21 protein-coding genes and 1 pseudogene are annotated in these 23,386 nt (G+C 65.0%); 12 read left to right on the top strand and 10 right to left on the bottom strand.

Translation table 11 applies throughout. The features are described 5' to 3' along the window. Positions 1 to 55 precede the first annotated feature (55 nt). From OKW37_RS20930 to OKW37_RS20900, 7 genes and pseudogenes are all read left to right on the top strand, one after another. Positions 56 to 980: pseudogene (locus OKW37_RS20930) on the top strand (cytochrome C assembly family protein). An 8-nt stretch (positions 981 to 988) separates the two neighbouring features. Next, the gene (locus tag OKW37_RS20925) at positions 989 to 1,300 is read left to right on the top strand and encodes a PP0621 family protein (protein WP_429408273.1); all 312 of its coding nucleotides are present in this window, start codon (positions 989 to 991) and stop codon (positions 1,298 to 1,300) included. Further along, positions 1,297 to 1,893 carry a 1,6-anhydro-N-acetylmuramyl-L-alanine amidase AmpD gene (ampD, locus tag OKW37_RS20920; protein ID WP_429408275.1) on the top strand — a complete coding sequence of 199 codons (597 nt, stop codon included), beginning with the start codon at positions 1,297 to 1,299 and terminating at the stop codon, positions 1,891 to 1,893. The genes OKW37_RS20925 and ampD overlap by 4 nt, the downstream gene beginning before the upstream one ends. Positions 1,894 to 2,420: 527 nt before the next feature. After that, positions 2,421 to 5,444: a ribonucleoside-diphosphate reductase subunit alpha gene (locus tag OKW37_RS20915; RefSeq protein ID WP_429408277.1), complete on the top strand. Its 3,024-nt coding sequence runs from the start codon at positions 2,421 to 2,423 to the stop codon at positions 5,442 to 5,444. Between the two features lie 597 nt (positions 5,445 to 6,041). Beyond that, positions 6,042 to 7,277, top strand: a complete 1,236-nt coding sequence (locus tag OKW37_RS20910) for a ribonucleotide-diphosphate reductase subunit beta (RefSeq protein WP_184051000.1) — start codon at positions 6,042 to 6,044, stop codon at positions 7,275 to 7,277. Positions 7,278 to 7,364: 87 nt separating this feature from the next. Then, complete coding sequence (locus OKW37_RS20905) at positions 7,365 to 7,682, top strand: hypothetical protein (RefSeq protein WP_084754174.1); 318 nt, start codon at positions 7,365 to 7,367, stop codon at positions 7,680 to 7,682. A 29-nt stretch (positions 7,683 to 7,711) separates the two neighbouring features. Then, positions 7,712 to 8,353: a histone H1-like DNA-binding protein gene (locus OKW37_RS20900; RefSeq protein WP_429356170.1), complete on the top strand. Its 642-nt coding sequence runs from the start codon at positions 7,712 to 7,714 to the stop codon at positions 8,351 to 8,353. A gap of 223 nt (positions 8,354 to 8,576) precedes the next feature. Here OKW37_RS20900 and OKW37_RS20895 read toward each other — a convergent pair whose 3' ends face one another. The 10 genes from OKW37_RS20895 to OKW37_RS20850 form a co-directional block, all read right to left on the bottom strand. Next, positions 8,577 to 9,053: a hypothetical protein gene (locus OKW37_RS20895; RefSeq protein ID WP_184058527.1), complete on the bottom strand. Its 477-nt coding sequence runs from the start codon at positions 9,051 to 9,053 to the stop codon at positions 8,577 to 8,579. Positions 9,054 to 9,078: 25 nt separating this feature from the next. Then, positions 9,079 to 10,017, bottom strand: a complete 939-nt coding sequence (locus OKW37_RS20890; protein WP_090801910.1) for a carbohydrate kinase family protein — start codon at positions 10,015 to 10,017, stop codon at positions 9,079 to 9,081. 95 nt (positions 10,018 to 10,112) lie between these two features. Then, the gene (gene tpx, locus OKW37_RS20885; RefSeq protein ID WP_090801909.1) at positions 10,113 to 10,613 is read right to left on the bottom strand and encodes a thiol peroxidase; all 501 of its coding nucleotides are present in this window, start codon (positions 10,611 to 10,613) and stop codon (positions 10,113 to 10,115) included. 72 nt (positions 10,614 to 10,685) lie between these two features. Beyond that, positions 10,686 to 12,068, bottom strand: coding sequence for a zinc-ribbon and DUF3426 domain-containing protein (locus OKW37_RS20880; protein ID WP_429408280.1), 1,383 nt, complete (start codon positions 12,066 to 12,068; stop codon positions 10,686 to 10,688). A gap of 47 nt (positions 12,069 to 12,115) precedes the next feature. Then, positions 12,116 to 13,018: a 50S ribosomal protein L11 methyltransferase gene (gene prmA, locus OKW37_RS20875; protein ID WP_090801906.1), complete on the bottom strand. Its 903-nt coding sequence runs from the start codon at positions 13,016 to 13,018 to the stop codon at positions 12,116 to 12,118. Positions 13,019 to 13,021: 3 nt separating this feature from the next. Then, positions 13,022 to 14,386, bottom strand: coding sequence for an acetyl-CoA carboxylase biotin carboxylase subunit (gene accC / locus OKW37_RS20870; protein ID WP_184050991.1), 1,365 nt, complete (start codon positions 14,384 to 14,386; stop codon positions 13,022 to 13,024). A 116-nt stretch (positions 14,387 to 14,502) separates the two neighbouring features. Then, positions 14,503 to 14,976 (bottom strand): acetyl-CoA carboxylase biotin carboxyl carrier protein, encoded by a 474-nt coding sequence (gene accB / locus OKW37_RS20865; protein WP_090801903.1) that lies wholly within the window; start codon positions 14,974 to 14,976, stop codon positions 14,503 to 14,505. A gap of 78 nt (positions 14,977 to 15,054) precedes the next feature. Beyond that, a complete protein-coding gene (gene aroQ / locus OKW37_RS20860) occupies positions 15,055 to 15,510 on the bottom strand; it encodes a type II 3-dehydroquinate dehydratase (protein WP_090801901.1) in 456 nt (151 codons plus the stop codon). A gap of 208 nt (positions 15,511 to 15,718) precedes the next feature. Next, a complete protein-coding gene (locus OKW37_RS20855; protein WP_429408282.1) occupies positions 15,719 to 16,279 on the bottom strand; it encodes a TlpA family protein disulfide reductase in 561 nt (186 codons plus the stop codon). Positions 16,280 to 16,298: 19 nt separating this feature from the next. Then, positions 16,299 to 16,949, bottom strand: a complete 651-nt coding sequence (locus tag OKW37_RS20850) for a UDP-N-acetylmuramate--alanine ligase (RefSeq protein ID WP_090801898.1) — start codon at positions 16,947 to 16,949, stop codon at positions 16,299 to 16,301. A gap of 188 nt (positions 16,950 to 17,137) precedes the next feature. Between OKW37_RS20850 and mpl the strand changes: the two genes are divergently transcribed. From mpl to mtgA, 5 genes are all read left to right on the top strand, one after another. Further along, positions 17,138 to 18,532 carry a UDP-N-acetylmuramate:L-alanyl-gamma-D-glutamyl-meso-diaminopimelate ligase gene (mpl, locus tag OKW37_RS20845; RefSeq protein WP_184050987.1) on the top strand — a complete coding sequence of 465 codons (1,395 nt, stop codon included), beginning with the start codon at positions 17,138 to 17,140 and terminating at the stop codon, positions 18,530 to 18,532. Continuing rightward, positions 18,529 to 19,143: a YqiA/YcfP family alpha/beta fold hydrolase gene (locus OKW37_RS20840; protein WP_429408285.1), complete on the top strand. Its 615-nt coding sequence runs from the start codon at positions 18,529 to 18,531 to the stop codon at positions 19,141 to 19,143. Before mpl ends, OKW37_RS20840 begins: the two co-directional genes overlap by 4 nt. Before the next feature lie 215 nt (positions 19,144 to 19,358). Next, the gene (locus OKW37_RS20835) at positions 19,359 to 21,515 is read left to right on the top strand and encodes a ribonuclease catalytic domain-containing protein (protein ID WP_429408287.1); all 2,157 of its coding nucleotides are present in this window, start codon (positions 19,359 to 19,361) and stop codon (positions 21,513 to 21,515) included. Then, positions 21,512 to 22,375 (top strand): shikimate dehydrogenase, encoded by an 864-nt coding sequence (gene aroE / locus OKW37_RS20830; protein ID WP_429408289.1) that lies wholly within the window; start codon positions 21,512 to 21,514, stop codon positions 22,373 to 22,375. The genes OKW37_RS20835 and aroE overlap by 4 nt, the downstream gene beginning before the upstream one ends. Before the next feature lie 25 nt (positions 22,376 to 22,400). Further along, positions 22,401 to 23,135, top strand: coding sequence for a monofunctional biosynthetic peptidoglycan transglycosylase (gene mtgA / locus OKW37_RS20825; RefSeq protein WP_184050979.1), 735 nt, complete (start codon positions 22,401 to 22,403; stop codon positions 23,133 to 23,135). Positions 23,136 to 23,386: the final 251 nt, after the last annotated feature.

The following is a 23,386-nucleotide window of genomic DNA, read 5'->3' as shown; positions in this document are numbered from 1 at the left end:
GCAGCGCGCGAAGCGCAATACGTCGCGGAGTAGGGCCCTAGTGTAAACTTCGAATATGGATATTGTACTGTATGCCCTCACCGCGCTTCTCTATGGCGGTCTTGCCGTGGCCGGCTGGCGCTCGCACCGGCACGCGGCCGTGCGGCCGCTGCTCGAGAGCGTGCCGCCGCTGCCCGGTCATGCCGCCAACGCGGGCGCTCTGGTGGCCTCCGGCATGAGCGCGCCCGGGCGCGCGCTGCTGTTCGTCGCGCTGCTCGCTCACGGCGTGCTGCTGCATACCACGATCTTCCCGCAGAACGCGATGGTGTTCGGCTTCGCGTTCGCGCTGTCGGCGATGTTCTGGCTCGGCGCCGGCATCTACTGGATCGAGAGTTTCTTTTTCCCGCTCGACGGACTGCGCCTGCTGGTGTTGCCACTCGCGTGCGTCGCGTCGCTGCTGCCGCTCGCGTTCGGCGGCGTGCGCGTGCTGCCGTATGCGGCCGCGCCGATGTTCAAGCTGCACTTCCTGATTGCGAATATCGCATACGGTCTGTTCGCGGATCGCGGCGCTGCACGCGGTGCTGATGCTGGCGGTCGAGCGGCGTCTGCATTCGATGCGCGGTGGTCTCGCGCAAAGGCACGCGGCGGCGGACAATGGCTGGTGGTCGAGTTGGCTCGACGCGCTGCCGCCGCTGCTCACGCTCGAGAAGCTGCTGTTCCGTCTGATCGGCGCCGGCTTCGTGCTGCTCACGCTGACGCTGCTGTCGGGCATCCTGTTCAGCGAGCAGCTGATCGACCGCGCGTTGCGGCTCGATCACAAGACCGTGTTCGCGATTCTTTCGTGGGTGATGTTCGGCGCGCTGCTGACCGCGCGCAAGGTGTCCGGCTGGCGCGGCCGTGCGGCATTGCGCTGGGTGCTGGCCTCGTTCGTCGCGCTGTTGCTCGCGTACGTCGGCAGCCGTTTTGTTTTCGAGGTGCTGTTGCACCGGCCCGTGGTGTGAGTGTCCCCATGCGACAAATCTTTTTGCTGATTCTGCTGTTCATCGTCGGTCAATGGCTCGTGAAGGCGCTGCGCCGCCACGACGCACAGTCCGCGCAACGCACCGGTGCCGGCGGTGCCAACGCTGCCGGCACCGCGAATGGCGGCGCGCGTTCTTCGAATGGGCAACAGCCGCAGCTTGCCGAGCCGATGATCCGCTGCGTCGAGTGCGGCGTGCACGCACCGAAGAGCGACTCGGTCAGCGTCGCGGGGCATGCGTTCTGCTGCGCCGCGCACGCGCAGCGCCACGGCGCGCGTCCGAGCGGCCGCGACGCCCGATGAGCGGCGCGTACACCGTCGATGCCGACGGTTGGGTTCCTGCCGCACGCAAGCTTGCCTCGCCAAACTTCGAAGCGCGGCCGCAAGGCGCGCTGCCGACGCTGATCGTCGTTCACAACATCAGCCTGCCGCCGAACCAGTTCGGCGGCACCGCGATTGCCGAGCTGTTCCAGAACGCGCTCGACTGCAACACTCACCCGTACTACGACACGCATCTGCGCGGCGTGCGCGTGTCCGCGCATTTCGTGATTCATCGCGATGGCGCACTCGAGCAGTTCGTGTCGTGCAACGAGCGCGCGTGGCACGCGGGGCCGTCGAATTTTTTCGGCCGCGAGCGCTGCAATGATTTCTCGATCGGCATCGAGCTCGAAGGCAGCGACACCACCGCCTTCGAAGCGGCGCAATACCGCACGCTCGCCGCGCTCGTCAGAGCACTGAAGGCACGCTATCCGATCGACGCGCTTGCCGGCCACTCCGACATCGCACCCGGTCGCAAGACCGATCCCGGTCCGTATTTCGAGTGGCCGCGACTGCAGCGCGACACGTTGCTCGACGGGCGGTATTTCCCCTATCTCAAGTTTTGCGAAACGCGGTAACCCCTTCGCACGATCTTGCGTGATCCACGGAGAACGAGGCGCAGCCTGCTTCTCCGGGGAGCTTCTGCGCGCCGCGTGAAGCAAAAGTCAAGACTGCGAGCGCAAATAAAACCTTTTGACCTGTCTCGAAACTCCACTATACTTGGTGCCAACAACTGAGTTTCGCACTATATCTTGTGTTGTGCTGTGAATAACCATGTGCATAACCGAGTGAATAAGAGTGGATAAGTCTGCGGCGTCCCGCTCCCCGAGCCTGGCGCCGCAAGCATTCCAGACAGCGAAAAAAATTCCTGGGGCGCAACCGGTAGGGGATCTCCGGCCGCATCCAGAAGCATTCAGGAAAGGACCAGCCAGTGATCGCGACCGACCCGATGAAGACCGTCATCAAATCGAACCAGGCTTCCTCGCAGTTGCATCCCGCCAACCGGCGTAGCCGGCCTTCCTGCACCTCATCGCACGCGGCGGCGCGGCGTTCGATTTAATCCGCGGCACTCGCCGCAATATTTCCAAGACCAGGAGCTTTGCACATGCAAACCACCGACAACGTGACGACCCGTTACGAGGGCTCACCGACTGGCCAGGCCTTCGGCCAGACCCAAGGCGCGCAGGCACTCGCGGCGCAAGCGAATTACGCCGACTACAAGGTGATCCGCCGCAACGGCAGCGTGGTGTCGTTCGAGCCGTCGAAAATCGCGATCGCCGTGACGAAGGCGTTCCTCGCCGTCAATGGTGGTCAGGGCGCGGCGTCGGCACGGGTGCGCGAACTGGTCGAGCAACTCACGCAGAACGTGGTGCGCGCGCTGGTGCGCAGCCGTCCGAATGGCGGCACGTTCCATATCGAAGACATTCAGGATCAGGTCGAACTCGCGCTGATGCGCGGCGGCGAACACAACGTCGCGCGTGCTTACGTGCTGTATCGCGAGAAGCGCAACCAGGCGCGCGCGCATGACGCTCATGAAGGTCAGGCAGCGGAAGGCGCCAGCACCCCGGGCCTGAACGTGACCGACAACGGCATCACGCGTGCGCTGGACATGGCTGCGCTGCGCGGCATCATCGAGTCCGCGTGCGCGAACCTCGGCGACGCCGTAAGCGCCGAGCCGATCGTCGCGGAAACGGTGAAGAACCTGTACGACGGCGTGCCGATGAGCCAGGTGTACGACTCGGCGATCCTCGCTGCCCGTACGATGATCGAAAAGGACCCGGCCTACAGCCAGGTCACCGCGCGCATCCTGCTGCATACGATCCGCCGCGAGATTCTCGAAGAGGAAGTCACGCAAGCCGAGATGGGCGAGCGCTACGCCGAGTACTTCCCGCAGTTCATCAAGCGCGGCGTGCAAGCCGAGCTGCTCGACGACAAGCTGCTGCAGTTCGACCTGAAGCGCCTCGGGGCCGCGCTCGACGCGAACCGCGACCTGCAGTTCGGCTACCTCGGTCTGCAGACGCTGTACGACCGCTACTTCCTGCATCACGACAACGTGCGTATCGAAATGCCCCAGGCATTCTTTATGCGTGTCGCGATGGGTCTGTCGCTGAACGAGATCGACCGCGAAGCGCGCGCGATCGAGTTCTACAACGTGCTGTCGAGCTTCGACTTCATGAGTTCGACGCCGACGCTGTTCAACTCCGGCACCCGCCGCTCGCAGCTGTCGTCTTGCTACCTGACCACGGTCGACGACGACCTCGACGGCATCTACGAAGCGCTGAAGGAAAACGCGCTGCTGTCGAAGTTCGCCGGCGGCCTCGGCAACGACTGGACGCGTGTGCGCGCGCTCGGCTCGCACATCAAGGGCACCAACGGCAAGTCGCAGGGCGTGGTGCCGTTCCTGAAGGTCGTCAACGACACGGCGGTCGCCGTGAACCAGGGCGGCAAGCGCAAGGGCGCGGTGTGCGCGTACCTCGAATCGTGGCACCTCGACATCGAGGAATTCCTCGAGCTGCGCAAGAACACCGGCGACGACCGTCGTCGCACGCACGACATGAACACTGCGAACTGGATTCCCGACCTGTTCATGAAGCGCGTGATGGAAGGCGGCGACTGGACGCTGTTCTCGCCGTCCACCTGCCCGGACCTGCACGACAAGTTCGGCGCCGAGTTCGAAACGGCTTACACGGCTTACGAAGACAAGGTCGCGCGCGGCGAGATCAAGCTGTTCAAGAAGATCCCGGCGGCGCAACTGTGGCGCAAGATGCTGGGCATGCTGTTCGAAACCGGCCATCCGTGGATCACGTTCAAGGATCCGTGCAACGTGCGCTCGCCGCAGCAGCACGTCGGCGTCGTCCACTCGTCGAACCTGTGCACGGAAATCACGCTGAACACGAGCGACGCCGAAATCGCCGTCTGTAACCTCGGCTCGGTGAACCTCGTCGCGCACCTGAAGGAGCAGGCCGACGGCACGCTCGCGCTCGACCACGACAAGCTGAAGCGCACGATCAGCGTCGCGATGCGCATGCTCGACAACGTGATCGACATCAACTACTACGCGGTCGCCAAGGCGCGCAACTCGAACCTGAAGCACCGTCCGGTCGGCCTCGGCATCATGGGCTTCCAGGACTGCCTGCACGTGCTGCGCACGCCGTACGCGTCGCAGGAAGCAGTCGAGTTCGCCGATCGCTCGATGGAAGCGGTTTGCTACTACGCGTACTACGCGTCGACCGAGCTCGCCGAAGAGCGCGGCCGCTACTCGAGCTACCGCGGTTCGCTGTGGGATCGCGGCATCCTCCCGCAGGATTCGGTGGCGCTGCTCGCCGAAGCGCGCGGCGGTTATGTCGAGGTCGATTCGAGCGAGTCGATGGACTGGCCCGCGCTGCGCTCGCGTATCTCGACCTACGGCATGCGCAACTCGAACTGCGTGGCGATCGCGCCGACCGCGACGATCTCGAACATCATCGGCGTGTCGGCGTGCATCGAGCCGACCTATCAGAACCTGTACGTGAAGTCGAACCTGTCGGGCGAGTTCACGGTGGTCAACGACTACCTGGTGCGCGACCTGAAGGCGCGCGGCCTGTGGGACGAAGTGATGGTCGCCGACCTGAAGTACTTCGACGGCACGCTGTCGCGCATCGACCGCATCCCGGCCGACCTGCGTGCGATCTACGCGACCGCGTTCGAAGTCGATCCGGTGTGGCTCGTCGAGTCGGCTTCGCGTCGTCAGAAGTGGATCGACCAGGCGCAGTCGCTGAACATCTACATGGCGGGCGCATCGGGCAAGAAGCTCGACGAGATCTACAAGCTCGCATGGCTGCGCGGTCTGAAGACCACCTACTACCTGCGCACGATGGCGGCGACGCACGTCGAGAAGTCGACGGTCGCGCACGGCGCGCTGAACGCGGTGAGCTCGGGTCATGACGGCTCGGGTGGCGCGGGCGGCGCGGCAGGCGGCTTCGGCGTGGGCGGCGGCGCGGCGGGTGGTGTGGGCGGCGGCTTCCAGGCTGCTGCGGCGGTCGCGGCGACTGCCGCGGTCGCGCTCGACGCGGCACCCGAAGCGGATGGTCCGGTCTGCATGATGCGTCCGGGCGATCCTGGCTTCGACGAGTGCGAGGCTTGCCAGTAAAGATTGGCAAGCAGCGGGAGCGATGCTTGCTAACTGCACGCGAGGGTCGTAGGTGGTGATCCGCAGGCGGTGAGCGACGCGCCCCGTCGATGAAGTAGAAGCAGGTCGACGAGCGGTGAGCAGTATCGAAGTCTCACCACTCGTCGATGCAGTGAAGCAACCCAGCCGTTGGCAACACCAGACGATCGCACGACATGGCATCGCACCTCGACCGCCAACGCTGACGCAACACGCTCGACACGGCTCACCGCCGACTCTCGCGATGCGCGGCTCGTGCGGCATCGATCAATCCATCGATCAGTCCATCGATCAGTCGGCGGATGCCGTGAACGCACTGCGCAATACATATAGATAGAGCAACGAAACGTCGTGTCGAAACGTTGCTCTTCGAGTTCGCGAAGGATCTCGGCAACACATGTTCAACACGCGTTCATCACGCGTCACTCGATGCGTCACTGGATGGGTCACACGCAGCATGTTGAACAAAGTGTTGTATGAACGTAGCAACGCGAATCGAAAACAGGAATTTTCGCGAGTGAACTCTTTTATCGCTCGTGAAAAGATGGTACAAACCGTTCTAAATTGATGGTGACATTTATGCTCAACTGGGATGACGAGATCACTGCCGTAACTCCCTCGAGCGCGACGCAACCGAACGTGTTGCGCAACGCTGCGGGGTCGGCTGTTGATTCGCAAATCGGAACGCGTTCCGCTCCGCATGCTCCCTCCGCTCAAGAAGTCTTCGCGAACGACGTCGCTGTCGCTCCCGTCGCTCATATTGGCAACGCGGTTGCCGACGCGGCGGCCGCTTCCGAAGCGCGCGTCAATGTCGCCGACAAGCGCATCATCAACGGCCAGACTGACGTCAATCAGTTGGTGCCGTTCAAGTACAAGTGGGCTTGGGAAAAGTATCTGGCGGGTTGCGCCAACCACTGGATGCCGCAGGAAGTGAACATGTCGCGCGACATCGCCCTGTGGAAAGACCCGAACGGGCTGACCGAAGACGAGCGCCGCGTCGTCAAGCGCAACCTCGGTTTCTTCGTGACGGCAGATTCCCTCGCCGCCAACAACATCGTGCTGGGCACCTACCGCCACATCACGGCGCCCGAATGCCGCCAGTTCCTGCTGCGCCAGGCGTTCGAAGAGGCGATCCACACACACGCTTACCAGTACATCGTCGAGTCGCTCGGTCTGGACGAGGGCGAAATCTTCAACGCGTATCACGAGGTTCCATCGATCCGCGCGAAAGACGAATTCCTGATTCCGTACATCCACGTGCTGACCGACCCGGCCTTCAAGACCGGTACGCTCGAAGCAGACCAGACGCTGCTGCGCTCGCTGATCGTGTTCGCCTGTGTGATGGAAGGCCTGTTCTTCTACGTCGGCTTTACGCAAATCCTGGCGCTCGGCCGCCAGAACAAGATGACCGGCGCGGCGGAGCAGTACCAGTACATCCTGCGTGACGAGTCGATGCACTGCAACTTCGGCATCGACCTGATCAACCAGATCAAACTCGAAAACCCGCACCTGTGGACGGCCGAATTCCGCGCCGAAATTCGCGCGATCTTCCAGCAGGCGGTCGAGCTCGAATACCGCTACGCCGAAGATACGATGCCGCGCGGCGTGCTCGGCCTCAACGCGTCGATGTTCAAGAGCTATCTGCGCTTCATCTGCAACCGCCGTTGCCAGCAGATCGGTCTCGATCCGCTGTACCCGAACGAGGAAAACCCGTTCCCGTGGATGAGCGAGATGATCGACCTGAAGAAGGAACGCAATTTCTTCGAGACGCGAGTGATCGAATATCAGACTGGCGGTGCGCTTTCCTGGGAGTAAGCCGGGATTCGTATCGCGGATGTATTCATTGATGGGGATGCCGCCGCCTGTGGCCGCGGCGCCCCGGGTTAGGAGCAGAACGGCCTGATGCAAAGCGTGCCCGGTGCCTTGACGGCCCACAAACATGACAGGCACTTTGCGGACCCTTCAGTGGGATGGGCAAACTTCCCCCCGGAAAAAGCCGCTGGCGTCGTTGCCGGCGGCCCGATCAAGCAATTGCCGGCGTCGCCTTGCGACGCCGACCAGATTTGGCGCGCGGTGCCTTCGGGCACGGCGCGCCTTACCGCATTCATTAGCGTAAGCGCGCCGCACCTGCGTACGCCGATGAATAGCCCGCTTCGTAGCGCGCGCCCTGAGAAGCGTCCGCGGGAAGCGGGTTTTGACGAAGGGTGTAGTTTGAACTGACCTCATCTGAAAACCTGAAGGAGAAAATGATGGCAACTGCAAAGAAGGCCGCGGCCAAGAAGCCCGCAGCAAAGAAGACCGCAGCAAAGAAGGCTGCTCCGGCTAAGAAGGCTGCTCCGGCCAAGAAGGTCGCCGCGAAGAAGGTCGCCGCGAAGAAGGTCGCAGTGAAGAAGGTCGCTGCGAAGAAGGTTGCAGCGAAGAAGGTTGCAGCGAAGAAGGTCGCGGCGAAGAAGGCAGCACCGGCGAAGAAAGCCGCAGTGAAGAAGGTCGCGGCGAAGAAGGTTGCAGCCAAGAAGGTCGCGGCGAAGAAGGCAGCACCGGCGAAGAAAGCCGCGGTGAAGAAGGTTGCAGCGAAGAAGGTCGCAGCGAAGAAGGCAGCACCGGCGAAGAAGGCCGCAGCGAAGAAGGCAGCACCGGCGAAGAAGGCCGCTGCCAAGAAGGCGGCGCCTGCCAAAAAGGCTGCAGCCAAGAAAGCTGCACCTGCCAAGAAGGCTGCCGCGAAGAAGGCCGCTGCGCCTGCGAAGAAGGCTGCCCCTGCGAAGAAGGCTGTCGCCAAGAAGGCCGCGCCTGCTCCCGCTGCGCCTGCTGTCTCGAGCGCACCGGCGGCGACGGTGAAGACCGCGCTGAACCCGGCAGCGGCATGGCCGTTCCCGACGGGCAGCCGTCCGTAAGCAGTAGCAGTAAGTCGACACATCGTACGATGTGTCGGATGACCGGGTCGTGCTCGATTTCTTGCGGGCGCCACCCGGTCAATGACCCGTTACCGGTGTGTCGGTGGCGGGTTTTTTTGCCCGTCGTCCCGAAAAGAAAAAACACGCATGGACCCGTGAGGACCCATGCGTGTGAAGTCGTCGTCGCGGCGCTGAACTACGCGCCGCCGCGCGGGAGGTGCGCTTAGTGTGTGACGCGCGTGACGCCGCCGCTCGACAGCAGCCTCACGCGATCGCCTGCGCGGAAGATTTCGCCGGTAGCAGTTTGGGTGACGGCGCGCATGTCGCCGTTGTCGAGGCGCACGGTGATTTCGATACCGTCGCGCATGGCGACGCGGTTTTCGATTGCATTGCCGGCGACCGCACCGCCGATACCGCCGACGATACCCGTCGCGACCGAGCCACGTCCGCCGCCGATCGTGCTGCCGGCTAGCGCGCCGAGCGCCCCGCCACCGAGTGCGCCGATGCCGATCGGCTGACCGTCGTTCGTGCTGATCCGCACCGCGCGCACGCTCTCCACCGTGGCCATGCGAACCGTCTGTTCACGCTGCGCCTGCGAGGCGGTGAAAACGTCGGGAGAGCTGCTGTTGACCGCACACCCCGACATGGCCAGCGAACCGGCGAACAAGGTGACGACGATCAGGCGACTCGATGTTCTCATTCCCAAACTCCCATAGCACGCGATATCAGTGCAGGTCGTATCCGAAGGCCTGCTTGAACCGCTCGTTGATTTCCGCCCGACTGGGCGCGTAGTTTTGCGGGCCTTGATGCTCGATCTTCAGTGCGCCCATCAGGCTGGCGAGACGGCCGGTCGTGGCCCACCCGAGACCCTTCTCGATACCGTAGAGCAAGCCGCCGCGAAACGCGTCGCCGCAGCCGGTGGGATCGAGCACCTGCCTGGCCGTGACCGCCGGAATCTCTTCGATACCGCCGCCGTGATGGATCTGCGCACCCTTCTCGCCGAGCGTGATGATCAGCGCGTCGACCTTGCCGGCGATCTGTTCGATCGACCAGCCGGTCTTGTTGCTCACCAGCGCGGCTTCGTAATCGTTGACCGCTACATAAGTAGCAAGTTCAATGATGCGCCGCAGCGTCTCGCCGTCGAACAGCGGCAAGCCCTGGCCCGGATCGAAGATGAACGGCACGCCTGCGGCGGCAAGCTGTTCGGAGTGCTGGACCATGCCGTCATAGCCGTCCGGCGCGACGATGCCGAGCGTCAGGCCCGCCACTTCGTCGGCGCGGTTCTGATGCGACTGCATCATCGCGCCCGGATGGAAAGCGGTGATCTGGTTGTTCTCGAGGTCGGTCGTGATCATCGCCTGCGCCGAGTAGGTGTCGGGCACGACGAGCACGTTTTCCGTCGACAGGCCGAGCTGCGCGAGCCGGTCCAGATAGAGCTGTGCGTCGACGGCGCCGATCGCGCCCATGATGCGTGCGTCGCCGCCGAGCAGATTCAGCGCATAGGCGATGTTGCCCGCGCAGCCGCCGAACTCGCGACGCATGGTCGGCACGAGAAAGCTTACGTTCAGGATGTGGACCTGCTCCGGCAGGATGTGCTCCCGAAAGCGGCCTTCGAAGGTCATGATGTTGTCGTACGCGAGCGAGCCGCAGATGAGCGTAGCCAAGGCGAGCGTTCCTGTATGAAAGCGGTGGGAAGAGACGCGCCGCGCCGACAGCGCCGCGCGCGAGGCGCGGCGCCGTGGTTCGCGCGCGAGAGGGCTTACTTCAGCGCTGCGAGCGCTGCGTCGTAGTTCGGCTCGTTCTTGATCTCGCCGACCAGCTCGGCGTGCACGACCTTGTCGTTTTCGTCGAGCACGACGACCGCGCGCGCGGTCAGGCCGGTCAGCGGACCGCTCGTCACGTCGACGCCGTACGCTTGCGCGAACTCATGGCCGCGGAACGTCGACGCGGTCACCACGTTCTCGATGCCCTCGGTCGTGCAGAAGCGCGACGCCGCGAACGGCAGGTCGCCCGACACGACGATGACGGCCGTGTTGCTGAGCTTCGCGGCGGCTTCGTTGAACTTGCGCGTCGACGTCGCGCAGGTCGGCGTGTCGAGACTCGGGACGATGTTGAGCACCTTGCGCTTGCCGGCGAAGTCGGCGAGCGTCAGCGGCTTCAGGTCTCGGCCGATCAGCGAGAATGCGGCGGCCTGCTGGCCGACCGACGGGAACGTGCCGCTTACTTCGATCGGGTTGCCACCCAGCGTGACTTGACTCATGTGTTGTGCTCCGAAAAGGGCGTCAGTGATGACAATGATGCGCCCGCTCGGGAGCGGGCGCGCGAGGGTGCGTTACGGATAAAAAATCTGTACGCGAAAATTGGAGGCAATCGCGCTGCCGGTGTCGAGGTGCACGATCATCGTCTGCGTCGCGTGCGCGGGCAGGCCGGACGCGATCACGGTGCCGGGCGGCACGTAATCCTGCGGCCACAGCACGCGCCGCACGGCGACGTTGTTCTGATCGTCGAGCAGCGTGAGTTCGATCGCGGGGTAGGCGAGCGCGATGTTCAGGCGGTTGTGCAGCGGCATCTTCAACTCGAGCTTGTGCGGGCCGTCGATCTGCCGCAGATCGGAGGGCTCGACCAGCAGGCCTTCGATATCGTGCGGCGGCGTCAGCTGACAGCCGAGATGCGCGCAGGCCTGCGCGTACAGGATCTGCGAGCGCGGCAGGTTGACCATCACGGTCTCGCGTTGCCACCACGCGAGTTGCGCGAGCAGCGCAATGACGAGCAGCGCGGCGAGCACCACACCGGCGACGATCCAGCCGACGCGTCCGGCGTCCACCGGGCGGGTTTCGCGCACGACCGGGAACGGATCGTCGCCATCGCTGACGGGCGGATTAACCGAGAATGGCTCGCCGCTCGATGGGGCGAGCGACGGACCGCCCGGCGGGCGCGGGCCGCCGGGACCGCCGCCGCCCGAAGCACCTGCGGCAGCCATGCCTGCGGCGGCGCCGAAGCCGCCCACGCCCCCACCGACCGGGCCGAAGTGCGGCTCGTTGTCGGGCATGCCATGCAGACTTGCTGGTTCGCGCAGCGCCGGTTCATCGAGCGTGGACGGCTCCGGGCGTTCGATCTTGTGCCAGACGCGCGGCGCTTCGTCTTCGACTCGCGGTGGGGGAGCAGGCGCGGTGGGCGGGACAACAGGTGGTTCATCGACCGCGTTGTCGGCGGGATAGGCGAAGGGTTCGAGCGGCGCGTCGGCCAGCGTCGGCTCATCGTCCGTGGGTAGCGGTGCCGTGAAAGCGCCGGCGCGCAATTCCGGTTCGGTCGCCTGGCGAGGAGTGCCCGATGTGACGGGTGCGTGCTCGTTGCCGCCAGGCGGCAGCGGCGCGAGCGGCACGCTGCTCGCGTGGTCGCGCAAACGGGCATCGAGCGTGCTGCGGGAAATGCTGGTGGAGTCTTGTTCCGAAGCCGGCGCCCATGGGTCCCACGCGACCCCGCTGAAGTCCGGGTTGGGTTGCCGCACACCCGACAGCGCTTCGATTGCCGCCGCGGCGGCAACCGGTTTGGCCGTGGAAAAATCGCCGCCTTCGGAGACGTCGAACAGACTGCTCGACGCGTCGAAGGCTTCCTGGCAATGCCCGCACCGCACGAGGCCGCGGCGCTGCGCAAGCTGCGCCGGTTGCAGAAGGAAGACAGTTTCGCAGAAGGGGCAACGCGTCGCCAGGTGCATATCGAGCCGTTAAGCCTGAGGCCGTTAGGTTGACAATACGCCTTATTCTAATTGCTTTCGCGGCGCGTTCCGGCGAGGCACACCCAACCTTCATGTTCGCGCCACACGCTGATATCGATCCAGCGCGCGTAGACCTGCGCGACCTCCTCGGCCTGGCGGGCGAGAATGCCCGACAGCGCGATGTGGCCGCCCGGCTTCACCTTCGACGACAGCATCGACGCCATCAGCTTGAGCGGATTCGACAGGATGTTCGCGACCACGACGTCGAATTCGCCGGCCGGACAGGCGTCGGGCAGGCCATAGGTGACTTCGGCGTGATTGCGTTCGCTATTGTGACGCGCCGATTCGACCGCCTGCGGATCGATATCGATGCCGATCACCGGATCGGCGCCGCACTTCTTCGCGAGAATCGCGAGGATGCCCGAGCCGCAACCGTAGTCGAGCACGGACTGGCCGGGCTTGATCGACTGCTCGATCCACTCCATGCACAGACGCGTGGTGGGGTGGCTGCCGGTGCCGAACGCGAGGCCCGGATCGAGTTCGAGCACGAGCGCGTCGGGGTCCGGTGCATCGTGCCACGACGGCACGACCCAGATGCGCTCGCCGATCTGGATCGGATCGAACTGCGACTGCGTGAGCCGCACCCAGTCCTGCTCCTCGACCTCGCGCACGGTATATGCCGGCGCGGCATCGAGTCCGATCTCGTTGGCCGCGGCGGTCAGCAGCACGGCCGGATCGTGTTCCGGCGCGAGCAGCGCGATCACGCGCGAATGCTGCCATGCCGTGCGATCCGGCGTGAGGCCGGGCTCGCCGAACAGCGGCTGCTCGTCGGGCGTGTCGGCGTCGGCGTCTTCGACCGACACCGACAACGCGCCCAGCTCGAGCAGCGCGTCGGACAACTCCTCCGCGTGCTCGCGCGCCAGTTCGGCAACCAGTTCCCGATAGCTCATGACTTACGCTTCTTCCGCGACCTGCTGACGCGCGGCCAGCCGGTTTTCGAGGTAGTGGATGCTGGTGCCGCCTTCGACGAACTTCGCGTCGAGCATCAGCTCACGGTGCAGAGGGATGTTGGTCTGAATACCTTCGACCACCATTTCCGACAGCGCGATGCGCATCCGCATGATCGCCTGTTCGCGCGTGGCGCCGTAAGCGATCAGCTTGCCGATCATCGAATCGTAGTGCGGCGGCACGAAATAACCATTGTAGGCGTGCGAATCGACGCGGATGCCGGGACCGCCCGGCATATGCCACGAGGTCAGGCGTCCCGGTGACGGCGTGAACTTGAACGGATCTTCGGCGTTGATCCGGCATTCGATCGCATGGCCGCGGAACTGGATGTCGCGCTGACGGAACGTGAGCTTCTCGCCGGCCGCGATGCGGATCTGTTCCTGCACGATGTCGACACCGGTGATCAGTTCGGTCACCGGATGCTCGACCTGTACGCGCGTGTTCATCTCGATGAAGTAGAACTCGCCGTTTTCATACAGGAACTCGAAGGTGCCCGCGCCGAGATAGCCCATCTTCTTGCACGCGTCCGCGCAACGATCACCGATACGGTCGATCAGGCGACGCGCGATGCCCGGCGCCGGCGCTTCCTCGATCACCTTCTGGTGACGGCGTTGCATCGAGCAGTCGCGCTCGCCGAGCCACACGGCGTTCTTGAACGAGTCGGCCAGCACCTGGATTTCGATGTGCCGCGGGTTCTCGAGGAATTTCTCCATGTAGACCTGCGGGTTGCCGAACGCGCGGCCGGCTTCCTCGCGGGTCATGATGACCGCGTTGACGAGCGCCGCTTCCGTGTGGACCACGCGCATGCCGCGGCCGCCGCCGCCGCCAGCCGCCTTGATGATGACCGGATAACCGATCTGGCGGGCGATCTTCACGACCTCCTTCGGATCGTCCGGCAGCGCGCCTTCCGAACCCGGCACGCAAGGCACGCCGGTCTTGATCATGGTCTGCTTGGCCGTGACCTTGTCGCCCATCATGCGGATCGTTTCCGGACGCGGGCCGATGAAGGTGAAGCCGGACTGCTCGACGCGCTCGGCGAAGTCGGCGTTCTCCGACAGGAAGCCGTAGCCGGGGTGGATCGCTTCGGCGTCGGTGACTTCGGCCGCGCTGATCAGCGCGGGCATGTTCAGATAGCTCAGATTCGACGGTGCCGGGCCGATGCAGACCGCCTCGTCGGCGAGCTTCACGTACTTGGCTTCCTTGTCGGCTTCCGAATAGACGACGACCGTCTTGACGCCGAGCTCGCGGCAGGCGCGCTGGATACGAAGCGCGATCTCGCCACGATTGGCAATGAGGATTTTTTCAAACATAGCGGGTTTTCGACTCATCAATGGGCGCCGGGTCGGTCATGACGCCGGCTGCCGCAGAGGATCGGTCGCGCGCCTCGGGACGAGCGGCGCGCGGGCGGCAAATAGTGCGTGCCGCGTTAGCCGACCACGAACAGCGGTTGGCCGTATTCGACCGCCTGGCCGTTTTCGACGAGTATTTCCTTGACCACGCCGGACTTGTCCGACTCGATCTCGTTGAGCAGCTTCATCGCTTCGATGATGCAGATGGTCTGGCCTTCCTTGACCGTGTCGCCGACCTGCACGAACGGATCGGCGCCCGGCGACGGCGCGCGGTAGAACGTGCCGACCATCGGCGAGGTGACGACGTGACCCTGCGGCGCGGCGGCGGCCGGCGTGGCCGGAGCGCCCGCGGGGGCTGCGGGTGCTTCGACAGCGCCGAACGGTGCCGGTTGTGCGAATTGCGGTACGGCGTATGAGGCGGACGGCTGGACGTAAACCGGCGGCGCATTCTTGACGATGCGGACCTTGCCTTCGCCCTCGGTCACTTCGAGTTCGGAAATACCGGACTCCGAGACGAGGTCGATCAGAGTTTTGAGCTTACGTAGATCCATCAGGTTGCCCCTTTCAATGCGTAGTGTGCCGGCGTGTGCAAAGTCGCAGTAGCCGGCTCAAATTGGACGTGTTTGGATTCAGCCGCGCGACGACCCGGCCGCGAGCCGGTCGAGCGCGAATTCGAGCGCGTACAGATACCCCTTCCAGCCGAGGCCGCAAATGACGCCCTCAGCCTGGTCGGAGAAATACGAGTGATGCCGGAACGGTTCGCGGCGATGCACGTTCGACAGATGAATCTCGACGAACGGGATGCCGACCCCCGCCAGTGCGTCGCGAATGGCCACGCTCGTGTGTGTGTACGCGGCGGGATTGATCAGGATGAAATCGGTTTGCTCGGTGCGGGCCGCCTGAATACGGTCGACCAGCGCGCCTTCGTGATTGCTCTGGAATGACGCGAGCTCGACGCCTGCGTCGGCTGCGCGGTCCGCGAGCGCCTGATCGATCTGCGGCAGGGTCACGCGACCGTAGACCTCGGGTTCCCGGCTGCCGAGAAGATTGAGGTTGGGTCCGTGCAGTACCAGCAGTCGCGTCATGGTCGCTTCTTTTTCCGTGGAATTGCGCGCACTTTAGCGCTGATTAGAGAAACTTGTCTAGTTTCGCACGCGTACGCGGCGACGGCCGGCGCGGGCCGCCGCGCAGCCTTGGGTCCAACTTCACTCAAATTCGGGAATTATCCGTGTATTTTTGCTCGTTCTGCACGGAATCGCATGCCAAAAAGCGTAGCGTGGGAAATCGGGAAATTTACAGCGCGTCGAGCGTCTGACGCAGCGCCGTCGGGTCGATCTGGCCCAATTTTGTCGAGCGGATGTTGCCTTTTGCGTCGATCACGACGGTAAACGGCAAACCGCCCGCATTGTTGCCGAACGCGCGCGCGAGGTCGGCGCCCCCGAAGCCGGTCACGTAGATGGGGTACGCGACCTTGATCTTCTGTAGGAAGGTCTGGATGTTCTTTTCCGAGTCGACGCCGAGGCCGACGAACTGGATGCCTTTCTTCGCGTACTCGCGCTGGATCTGCGACAGCGCCGGCATTTCCTCGACGCACGGAGCGCACCACGACGCCCAGAAGTTGACGACGATCGGGTGGCCCTTGAGCAGGCTCAGCGACTGCGGTTTGCCGTCGACGCTCGTGACCGGCGCGCTCCACAGTTGCTGCACGGGACTCGCGGAGGTGGCAGGCCGCGCTCCGGCCTGCGCCGCGTACGCGACGTCGGAACCGCGATCGAGCCAGTGATTGGCCAGTACGCCGCCGCCCGCGGCAATCAGCGCGACGACCGCGCCCGCCAGCATACGTCTCGTGCTCATCGTGCTCCGTTCTGTCTGATCAATTGGTGAAGGACGGCACTTCGTCGCCGTCGAGCAGCGCCTGCACCGCCGGCAAATTGGCCCGCGCCGTGCGGCCGCGCGCGTCGGCGCGTACCGCGCCACGCAGGTCGTCGGTTTCGTACAGCGCGACGTGGATGCCGACCGGCTCGGCGTTGCGCTCGCCCGCGGGGCGCCACAGAAAGCTCAGCGTTTCAACGTAGCCGCGGCCCGCGAAGTGGCGCGTTTCCGACACGTCGTACTGGATGTTTGCATTGAGCATGTAGATCGCGACTTCCTTAGGGTTGTCGCAAAACACCTGCAGATGCACATCCGAATGCTCGCCGGCCGTACCGCCGAGCACCGCGCCCGTCAGATACGGATTGAACGGCGCGAGCCGCTCCATCCAGTCGACCGCGATCATGCGCAGGCGCCGCAGCAGCGCCGGCTGGCTGTCGCTCTGGAACAGCGACTGATATTCGCGGATTTCTTCTTCGATCTGATCGTTGTCCGGCAGCCATTCGCCGGCAACGCGAGTCTCGCCGACGACCTGCCGGGCCGCCTTGCGCTTCGCGCTGGCGTAATCCAGGCCGTCTTCGGCAATCAGGCGTGCCGCCGCGATTGCGATTTCCTCGCGCACGCGCTGCGGATCGAAATGTGATTTGCGGACCATCCTCGCATGATACTCGATCGAGCCTGCGACGCGGTTCGGCGGCCCGCACGGAGCGGCGCCGGGCGTGGTCGGCACGGGGCAGCGCGCGTCGCGTCGGTTACAATAGGCGTCCTTTGCAGACGGACGTTCCGACCGTCCTGTGGCTCTCTCATCCCTCGCAAGAAATGCCCCCGCGGCACGACAGGCTTATGCATATCCACATCCTCGGCATCTGCGGCACCTTCATGGGCGGTCTCGCGGTGCTCGCGCGCAATGCGGGCCACACGGTGACCGGCTGCGACGCCGGCGTCTATCCGCCGATGAGCACGCAGCTCGAGGCGCAAGGCATCGGTCTGATCGAGGGTTATGACGCGGACCAACTGAACGGCCTGAACGCGGATCTATTCGTGATCGGCAACGTGGTCACGCGCGGCAACCCGCTGATGGAAGCGATTCTGGACCGCGGCCTGCCGTACGTGTCCGGTCCGCAGTGGCTCGGCGAGCACGTGCTGAACGGCAAATGGGTGCTGGCCGTGGCCGGCACGCACGGCAAGACCACCACGAGCTCGATGCTGACCTGGCTGCTCGAAGACGCGGGCCTGAACCCCGGCTTCCTGATCGGCGGTGTGCCGCTCAATTTCGGCGTGTCGGCGCGGCTCACCGATTCGAGCTTCTTCGTGATCGAAGCCGACGAATACGACACCGCATTCTTCGACAAACGCTCGAAGTTCGTCCATTACCGCCCGAAAACGGCGGTGCTGAACAATCTCGAATTCGATCACGCCGACATCTTCCCTGATCTCGCCGCGATCGAAACGCAGTTCCATCATCTGATCCGCACGGTGCCGCGCTTGGGGCGCGTCGTCACGAACGGCCGCGAGGACGCGCTCGAGCGCGTACTGACGCGCGGCTGCTGGAGCGAGGTCGAGCGCTTCGGCGTCCAGGGCGGCTGGGAGATCCAGGCGGCGGAGCAGGGCGTTCCCGTCGACGAACGCTTCGCCGTCTATCACAACGGCGAGCGCGTCGGCGTGGTCGACTGGCAGGTGCAGGGCGAGCATAACCGCCTGAACGCGCTCGCCGCGATCGCCGCCGCGCGCCATGTCGGCGTGCCGCCCGCGCAGGCCGCGAAGTCGCTGTCCGGCTTTCGCAACGTGAAGCGCCGCATGGAAGTGCGTGGCAGCGTCGAGGGTGTGACCGTGTACGACGACTTCGCGCATCACCCCACCGCGATCGAGACGACGGTGGCCGGCCTGCGCGCGCGGGTCGGCCGCGACAACACGCGAATCCTTGCGGTGCTGGAACCACGCTCGAACACAATGAAGCTCGGCATGATGAAAGCGCAACTGCCGGCGAGCCTCGCCGACGCCGATCTCGTGTTCGGCTACGGCGCGCCGGGCGGGCGCGACGCGCTCGGCTGGAACCTCGGCGAAGCGCTCGCGCCGCTCGACGGCAAGGCGCAGGCGTTCGACAACCTCGACGCGCTCGTGAAGGCGGTGGTCCACGCGGCGCGCCCCGGCGACCAGATTCTGGTGATGAGCAACGGCGGCTTCGGCGGCGTGCATCAGAAACTGCTCGACGGTCTTTCGACGCGAGGCGCGTCGTGATTCTGTATCTGCACGGTTTCCGTTCGTCGCCGAATTCGTTCAAGGCGCGCCTGCTCGCGGCGCGTCTCGCCGAGCTGGGCCGCGCCGACGAGTGGTGCTGCCCGATGCTGCCGGTGTCGCCGTTCGAGACCGTGTCGCTCGCCGAATCGCTGGTCGCCGAGGCACGCGCGAAGGGCGATGCGCGGCAGGTGACCGTGATCGGCAGTTCGCTCGGCGGCTACTTCGCCACCCATCTTGCTGAGAAACACGGCTGGCCGGCCGTGCTGCTGAACCCGGCGGTCGTGCCGCAGCGCGACCTGAGCGCGTATCTCGGCGAGCAGCCGTTGTGGCACGGTGGCGGCAGCATCGTCGTCGAGCCGCATCATCTGGATGAATTGCGCGCGCTCGGCGTGGCGTCGATCACGCAGCCCGAACGCTATTATTTGATGGCAGCCACCGGCGACGAAGTGCTCGACTACCGCGAAATGCTCGCGCACTATCCGGGCGCGCGCACCACGCTGATCGAGGGCAGCGACCACGCGATCAGCGAGTTTGCGCAGTATCTCGGCGACGTGCTGGCCTTTTGCGACGCCGAACATGTCGAGCCGCCGGCGCCGCGCGCGGCGGCCTGACGGCACGCAAGGGCGGTGGCATCGAACCCTGCCAGGACGTCAGTCAGAAAGACCCACCGACCGCCACCGCTGGTCGCAAGATTCAACCCGCTGGCACGCGCAGTGCGCGCCGCGGATTCACTATCACGAACAGGTTGCCGTGCCGCGCATGCAGTGATCGATCGCCACAAGGCGTCGGGCGCGACGGCAGATGCAAGTCAGAACGAGAGTATTGAGTGAACGTTTTCTTCGAGGAATCGGGCAGTTTCAAGGCCGGCAGCGTGCTGTCGCGCCAGGGCGACGCGTTTCAGGTCGAGTTGCCGGGCGGGCGGCGCGCGAAGGTGCGCGCGAAGGATGTGCTGATCGAATTCGAGAAGCCCACCGCGGCCGAACTGATGCAGCAGGCCGACGCGTTGGCGCAAGAGATCGATCTGGACTTCCTGTGGGAATGCGCGCCGGACGATGAATTCCCGTTCGCGACGCTGGGCGCCGAGTACTTCGGCGCGAGCTTCGGCGCGATCGAGCGCGCGGCGCTGGTGCTGCGCATGCACGGCTCGCCGGTGTACTTCCGCCGCAAGGGCCGCGGCATGTACCAGCGCGCGCCGCAGGAGCAGCTGAAGATGGCGCTCGCGGGCCTCGAGCGCAAGCGTCAGCAGGCGCTCGTGCAGGCGCAGTACGAGGAAGAGCTGAAGGCAGGCCGTCTGCCTGAAGCGTTCGCGGGCGGCAAGGGGCTCGCGCTCCTGACGAAGCCCGACAAGAACACGATCGAGTACAAGGCGCTCGAGGGCGCCGCGGCCGCGCGCGGCATCTCGCAGGCGCGGCTGATGCTCGAATGCGGCGCGATCGCGTCGCCGCGCGCGCTGCACGAAGCGAAATTCCTGTCCGAGTTCTTCCCGCACGGCACCGGCTTCCCGTCCGTCGCGGCCGCGAACGTGCCCGACGATCTGCCGCAGGCGGACGTCGAGGCGTTCTCGATCGACGACATCACCACGACCGAAATCGACGACGCGTTCTCGGTCGAGCATCTGGGCGACGGCCGTGTGCGCATCGGCGTGCACATCGCCGCGCCGGCGCTCGGCATCCAGCGTGGCGACGACGTCGATGCGATTGCGCGCGCGCGTCTGTCGACGGTCTACATGCCCGGCGACAAGATCACGATGCTGCCCGACAGCGTCGTCGACACCTTCACGCTTGCCGAGGGTGGGTATCGGCCGGCGCTGTCGCTGTACGTGATCGTCAATCGCGAGACGCAGGAGATCGTCGCGAGCGAAACGCGCGCCGAGCGCGTGTTCGTGAAGAACAATCTGCGCCACAACACGCTCGACGAAATCGTCACCGAGAAGGCGCTCGCCGAGGGCACCGGCGAGTATCCCCACAAGGACGATATCGCCGTGCTGTGGCCGTTCGCGCAAGCGCTGTTCGAAAAGCGCCAGACCGCGCGCGCCGGCTACGGCCTGCGCCGCGAAGTGCAGCGCAATACCGACTTCAATTTCTACGTCGACGGCGAGCACGTCACGATTACGCCGCGCCGGCGCGGCTCGCCGCTCGACACGATCGTCGCCGAGCTGGCGATTCTCGCGAACTCGTCGTGGGGCGGGTTCCTGCACGATCACGGCGTGCCGGGCATCTATCGCACGCAGCGCGCGTTCGGCGTGCCGAGCGGCCCGAAGCGCACGCGCATGCAGACCAATGCCGCGCCGCACGAAGGGCTCGGCGTCACGCAGTACGCGTGGAGCACGTCGCCGCTGCGCCGCTACGTCGACCTCGTGAATCAGTGGCAACTGATCGCGTGCGTGCAGCATGGCGTGACCGCCAAGCTCGCCGCGCCGTTCAAGCCGAAGGACGCCGATCTGTTCGCGGTCGTGCAAGGCTTCGACGACACCTACACCGCGTACGCCGACCATCAGCGTCGCATGGAGTACTTCTGGTGTCTGCGCTGGCTCACGCAGGAAAACCGCAAGCAGGTGGTCGCGTCGGTCGTGAAGGGCGATCTCGTGCGTCTCGAGGAAATTCCGCTGCTGCTGCACGTGCCGGGCCTCGGCGTGCATGCGCGCGGCACGCGTTTGCAGATGGAAGTCATGTCGATCGATGAGCTGACGATCGAAGCGTCGGTGCGTCTGTTGCACGTGCTCGATGCACCGACCGTGACGAGCGGCGCCGAAGCCGAAGAAGGCGAGGACGAGAGCGAGGAAGCGTTGCTCGACGCATCCGACGACAGCGCCGAAAGCGAAGCCGAAGCGGAAGCGGAAGCCGAAGCCGACGGCGGCAATCCCAACGACAACCCCAGCGCAGACGAATCCGCGGCGACCGGCGACGGCAACGATGCCGCGAACAACGCCGACAACGCCGACAACGCCGACAACGACCAACACATCACGGAGCCGGGACGATGAGCGGCAACCCAACGCGCGAGCGCTACGCGGTCATCGGCAACCCCGTCGGGCATAGCAAGTCGCCGTTCATCCACGGCCGCTTCGCCGCGCAAACCGGCGAGCCGGTCGAGTACGGTCATCTGCTCGCGCCGCTCGACGCGTTCGTGCCGCACGTGCGCGCGTTCATCGAAGCGGGCGGACGCGGCCTGAACGTGACGGTGCCGTTCAAGCTCGACGCGCATGCATTCGCGAATACGCTGTCGCCGCGCGCGGCGGCGGCCGGCGCGGTGAACACGCTGCGGGTCGACGCCGACGGCATCTACGGCGACAACACTGATGGCTTCGGCCTCGTGCGCGACATCGAGGTGAATCTCGGCGTGTCGCTGAAGGGCGCGCGCATCCTGCTGCTCGGCGCGGGCGGGGCCGCGCGCGGTGTCGTGCTGCCGATGCTCGAGCGCGCACCGCATACGCTGACGATCGTCAATCGCACGGCGCAGAAGGCCGAAGCGCTGGTCGACCAGTTCGCGCAGGCTGCCAGCGGCGCGCACTGCCGTCTGACCGGCGGCAGCGCCCGCGCGATCGAAGCGGGCCAGTACGACGTGATCGTCAACGCGACCGCGGGCAGCCTCGATGCGTCGCTGCCCGAGTGCGACGATCGCGCGTTCGGCAACGGCACGCTCGCCTACGACATGATGTACGGCGCGCATCCGACCATCTTCATGCAGCACGCGGCGAAACTCGGCGCGCGCGGCGCCGACGGACTCGGCATGCTGGTCGAGCAGGCCGCCGAATCGTTCCATGTGTGGCGCGGCGTGCGTCCGGACAGTGCGCCGGTGCTCGCCGAATTGCGCGCGCTGCTGACGGCGCCGTTGCCCGCGTGACGTCGGCACGCGGATAGCACGCACCATGACAGCGACGCGGCGCGCCAGCGGTTCGCGCGGCCAGTCCGGCCCGCTGCGCTGGCTCGCCTGGTTGACCGCGGTCGTGGCCATCGCCTGGCTCGCGACGCAGGCGTACTACTTCGCGCAGATCGCAATCTGGAACGTCGTCAATCCGCGCTCGACTGCGTTCATGCGCTCGGACGCATGGCGTCTGTCGCAGGACCGGCCGGATCTGTCGGTGCAGCGAACGTGGGTGCCGTACGATCAGATTTCGCGCAACCTGAAGCGCGCGATCATCGCGTCCGAAGACGCGAACTTCGTCAACAACAAAGGCTACGAAACCGACGCGATCCTGCAGGCGTGGGAGCGCAACAAGGCGCAGGGCCGGATCGTGCGCGGCGGCTCGACGATCTCGCAGCAGCTTGCGCGCAACCTGTTTCTGTCGCGCGAGAAAAGCTATATCCGCAAAGGCCAGGAGCTGATCATCACGTGGATGCTCGAAACGCTGATGGACAAGCAGCGCATCTTCGAGATCTATTTGAACTCGGTCGAATGGGGCAGCGGCGTGTACGGCGCCGAGGCGGCCGCGCAATACTACTTCAAGACCTCGGCGAGCAAGCTCACGGCCGCGCAGTCGGCGCGGCTCGCGGTGATGCTGCCACGCCCCAGGTATTTCGATGAACACAGGAATTCGGCGTATCTCTCGCAACGCGCGCGCGTGATTGCGCGGCGGATGGGCGCGGCTGAATTGCCGGATTGAAAGAGCCCTCGATCCCGTTGTCCTGCTTCGAAGCCCGCCTCGCGCGGGCTTTTTTGCGTCAGCAGACCGCGACCGCGACAGTTCGCTAAACACTCGATCGCCCACTAAAATCTCACTATATGGACTCAACATTCACATATTGGTGATTCTCAAAAGTCGCCCTACAATCCAAGCCAACATGCATCGCGAGTCGGCGCCCCAGCGCGCCGAAACAGCGAACAGCGACAGAAAAAAACCGGAGACGAGACCGA

Source organism: Paraburkholderia sp. MM5482-R2 (assembly GCF_050436125.1).
Lineage (GTDB): Bacteria > Pseudomonadota > Gammaproteobacteria > Burkholderiales > Burkholderiaceae > Paraburkholderia > Paraburkholderia tuberum.
Note: the sequence above shows the minus strand (reverse complement) of the source record. Positions and strands in the feature narration are given on the sequence as shown.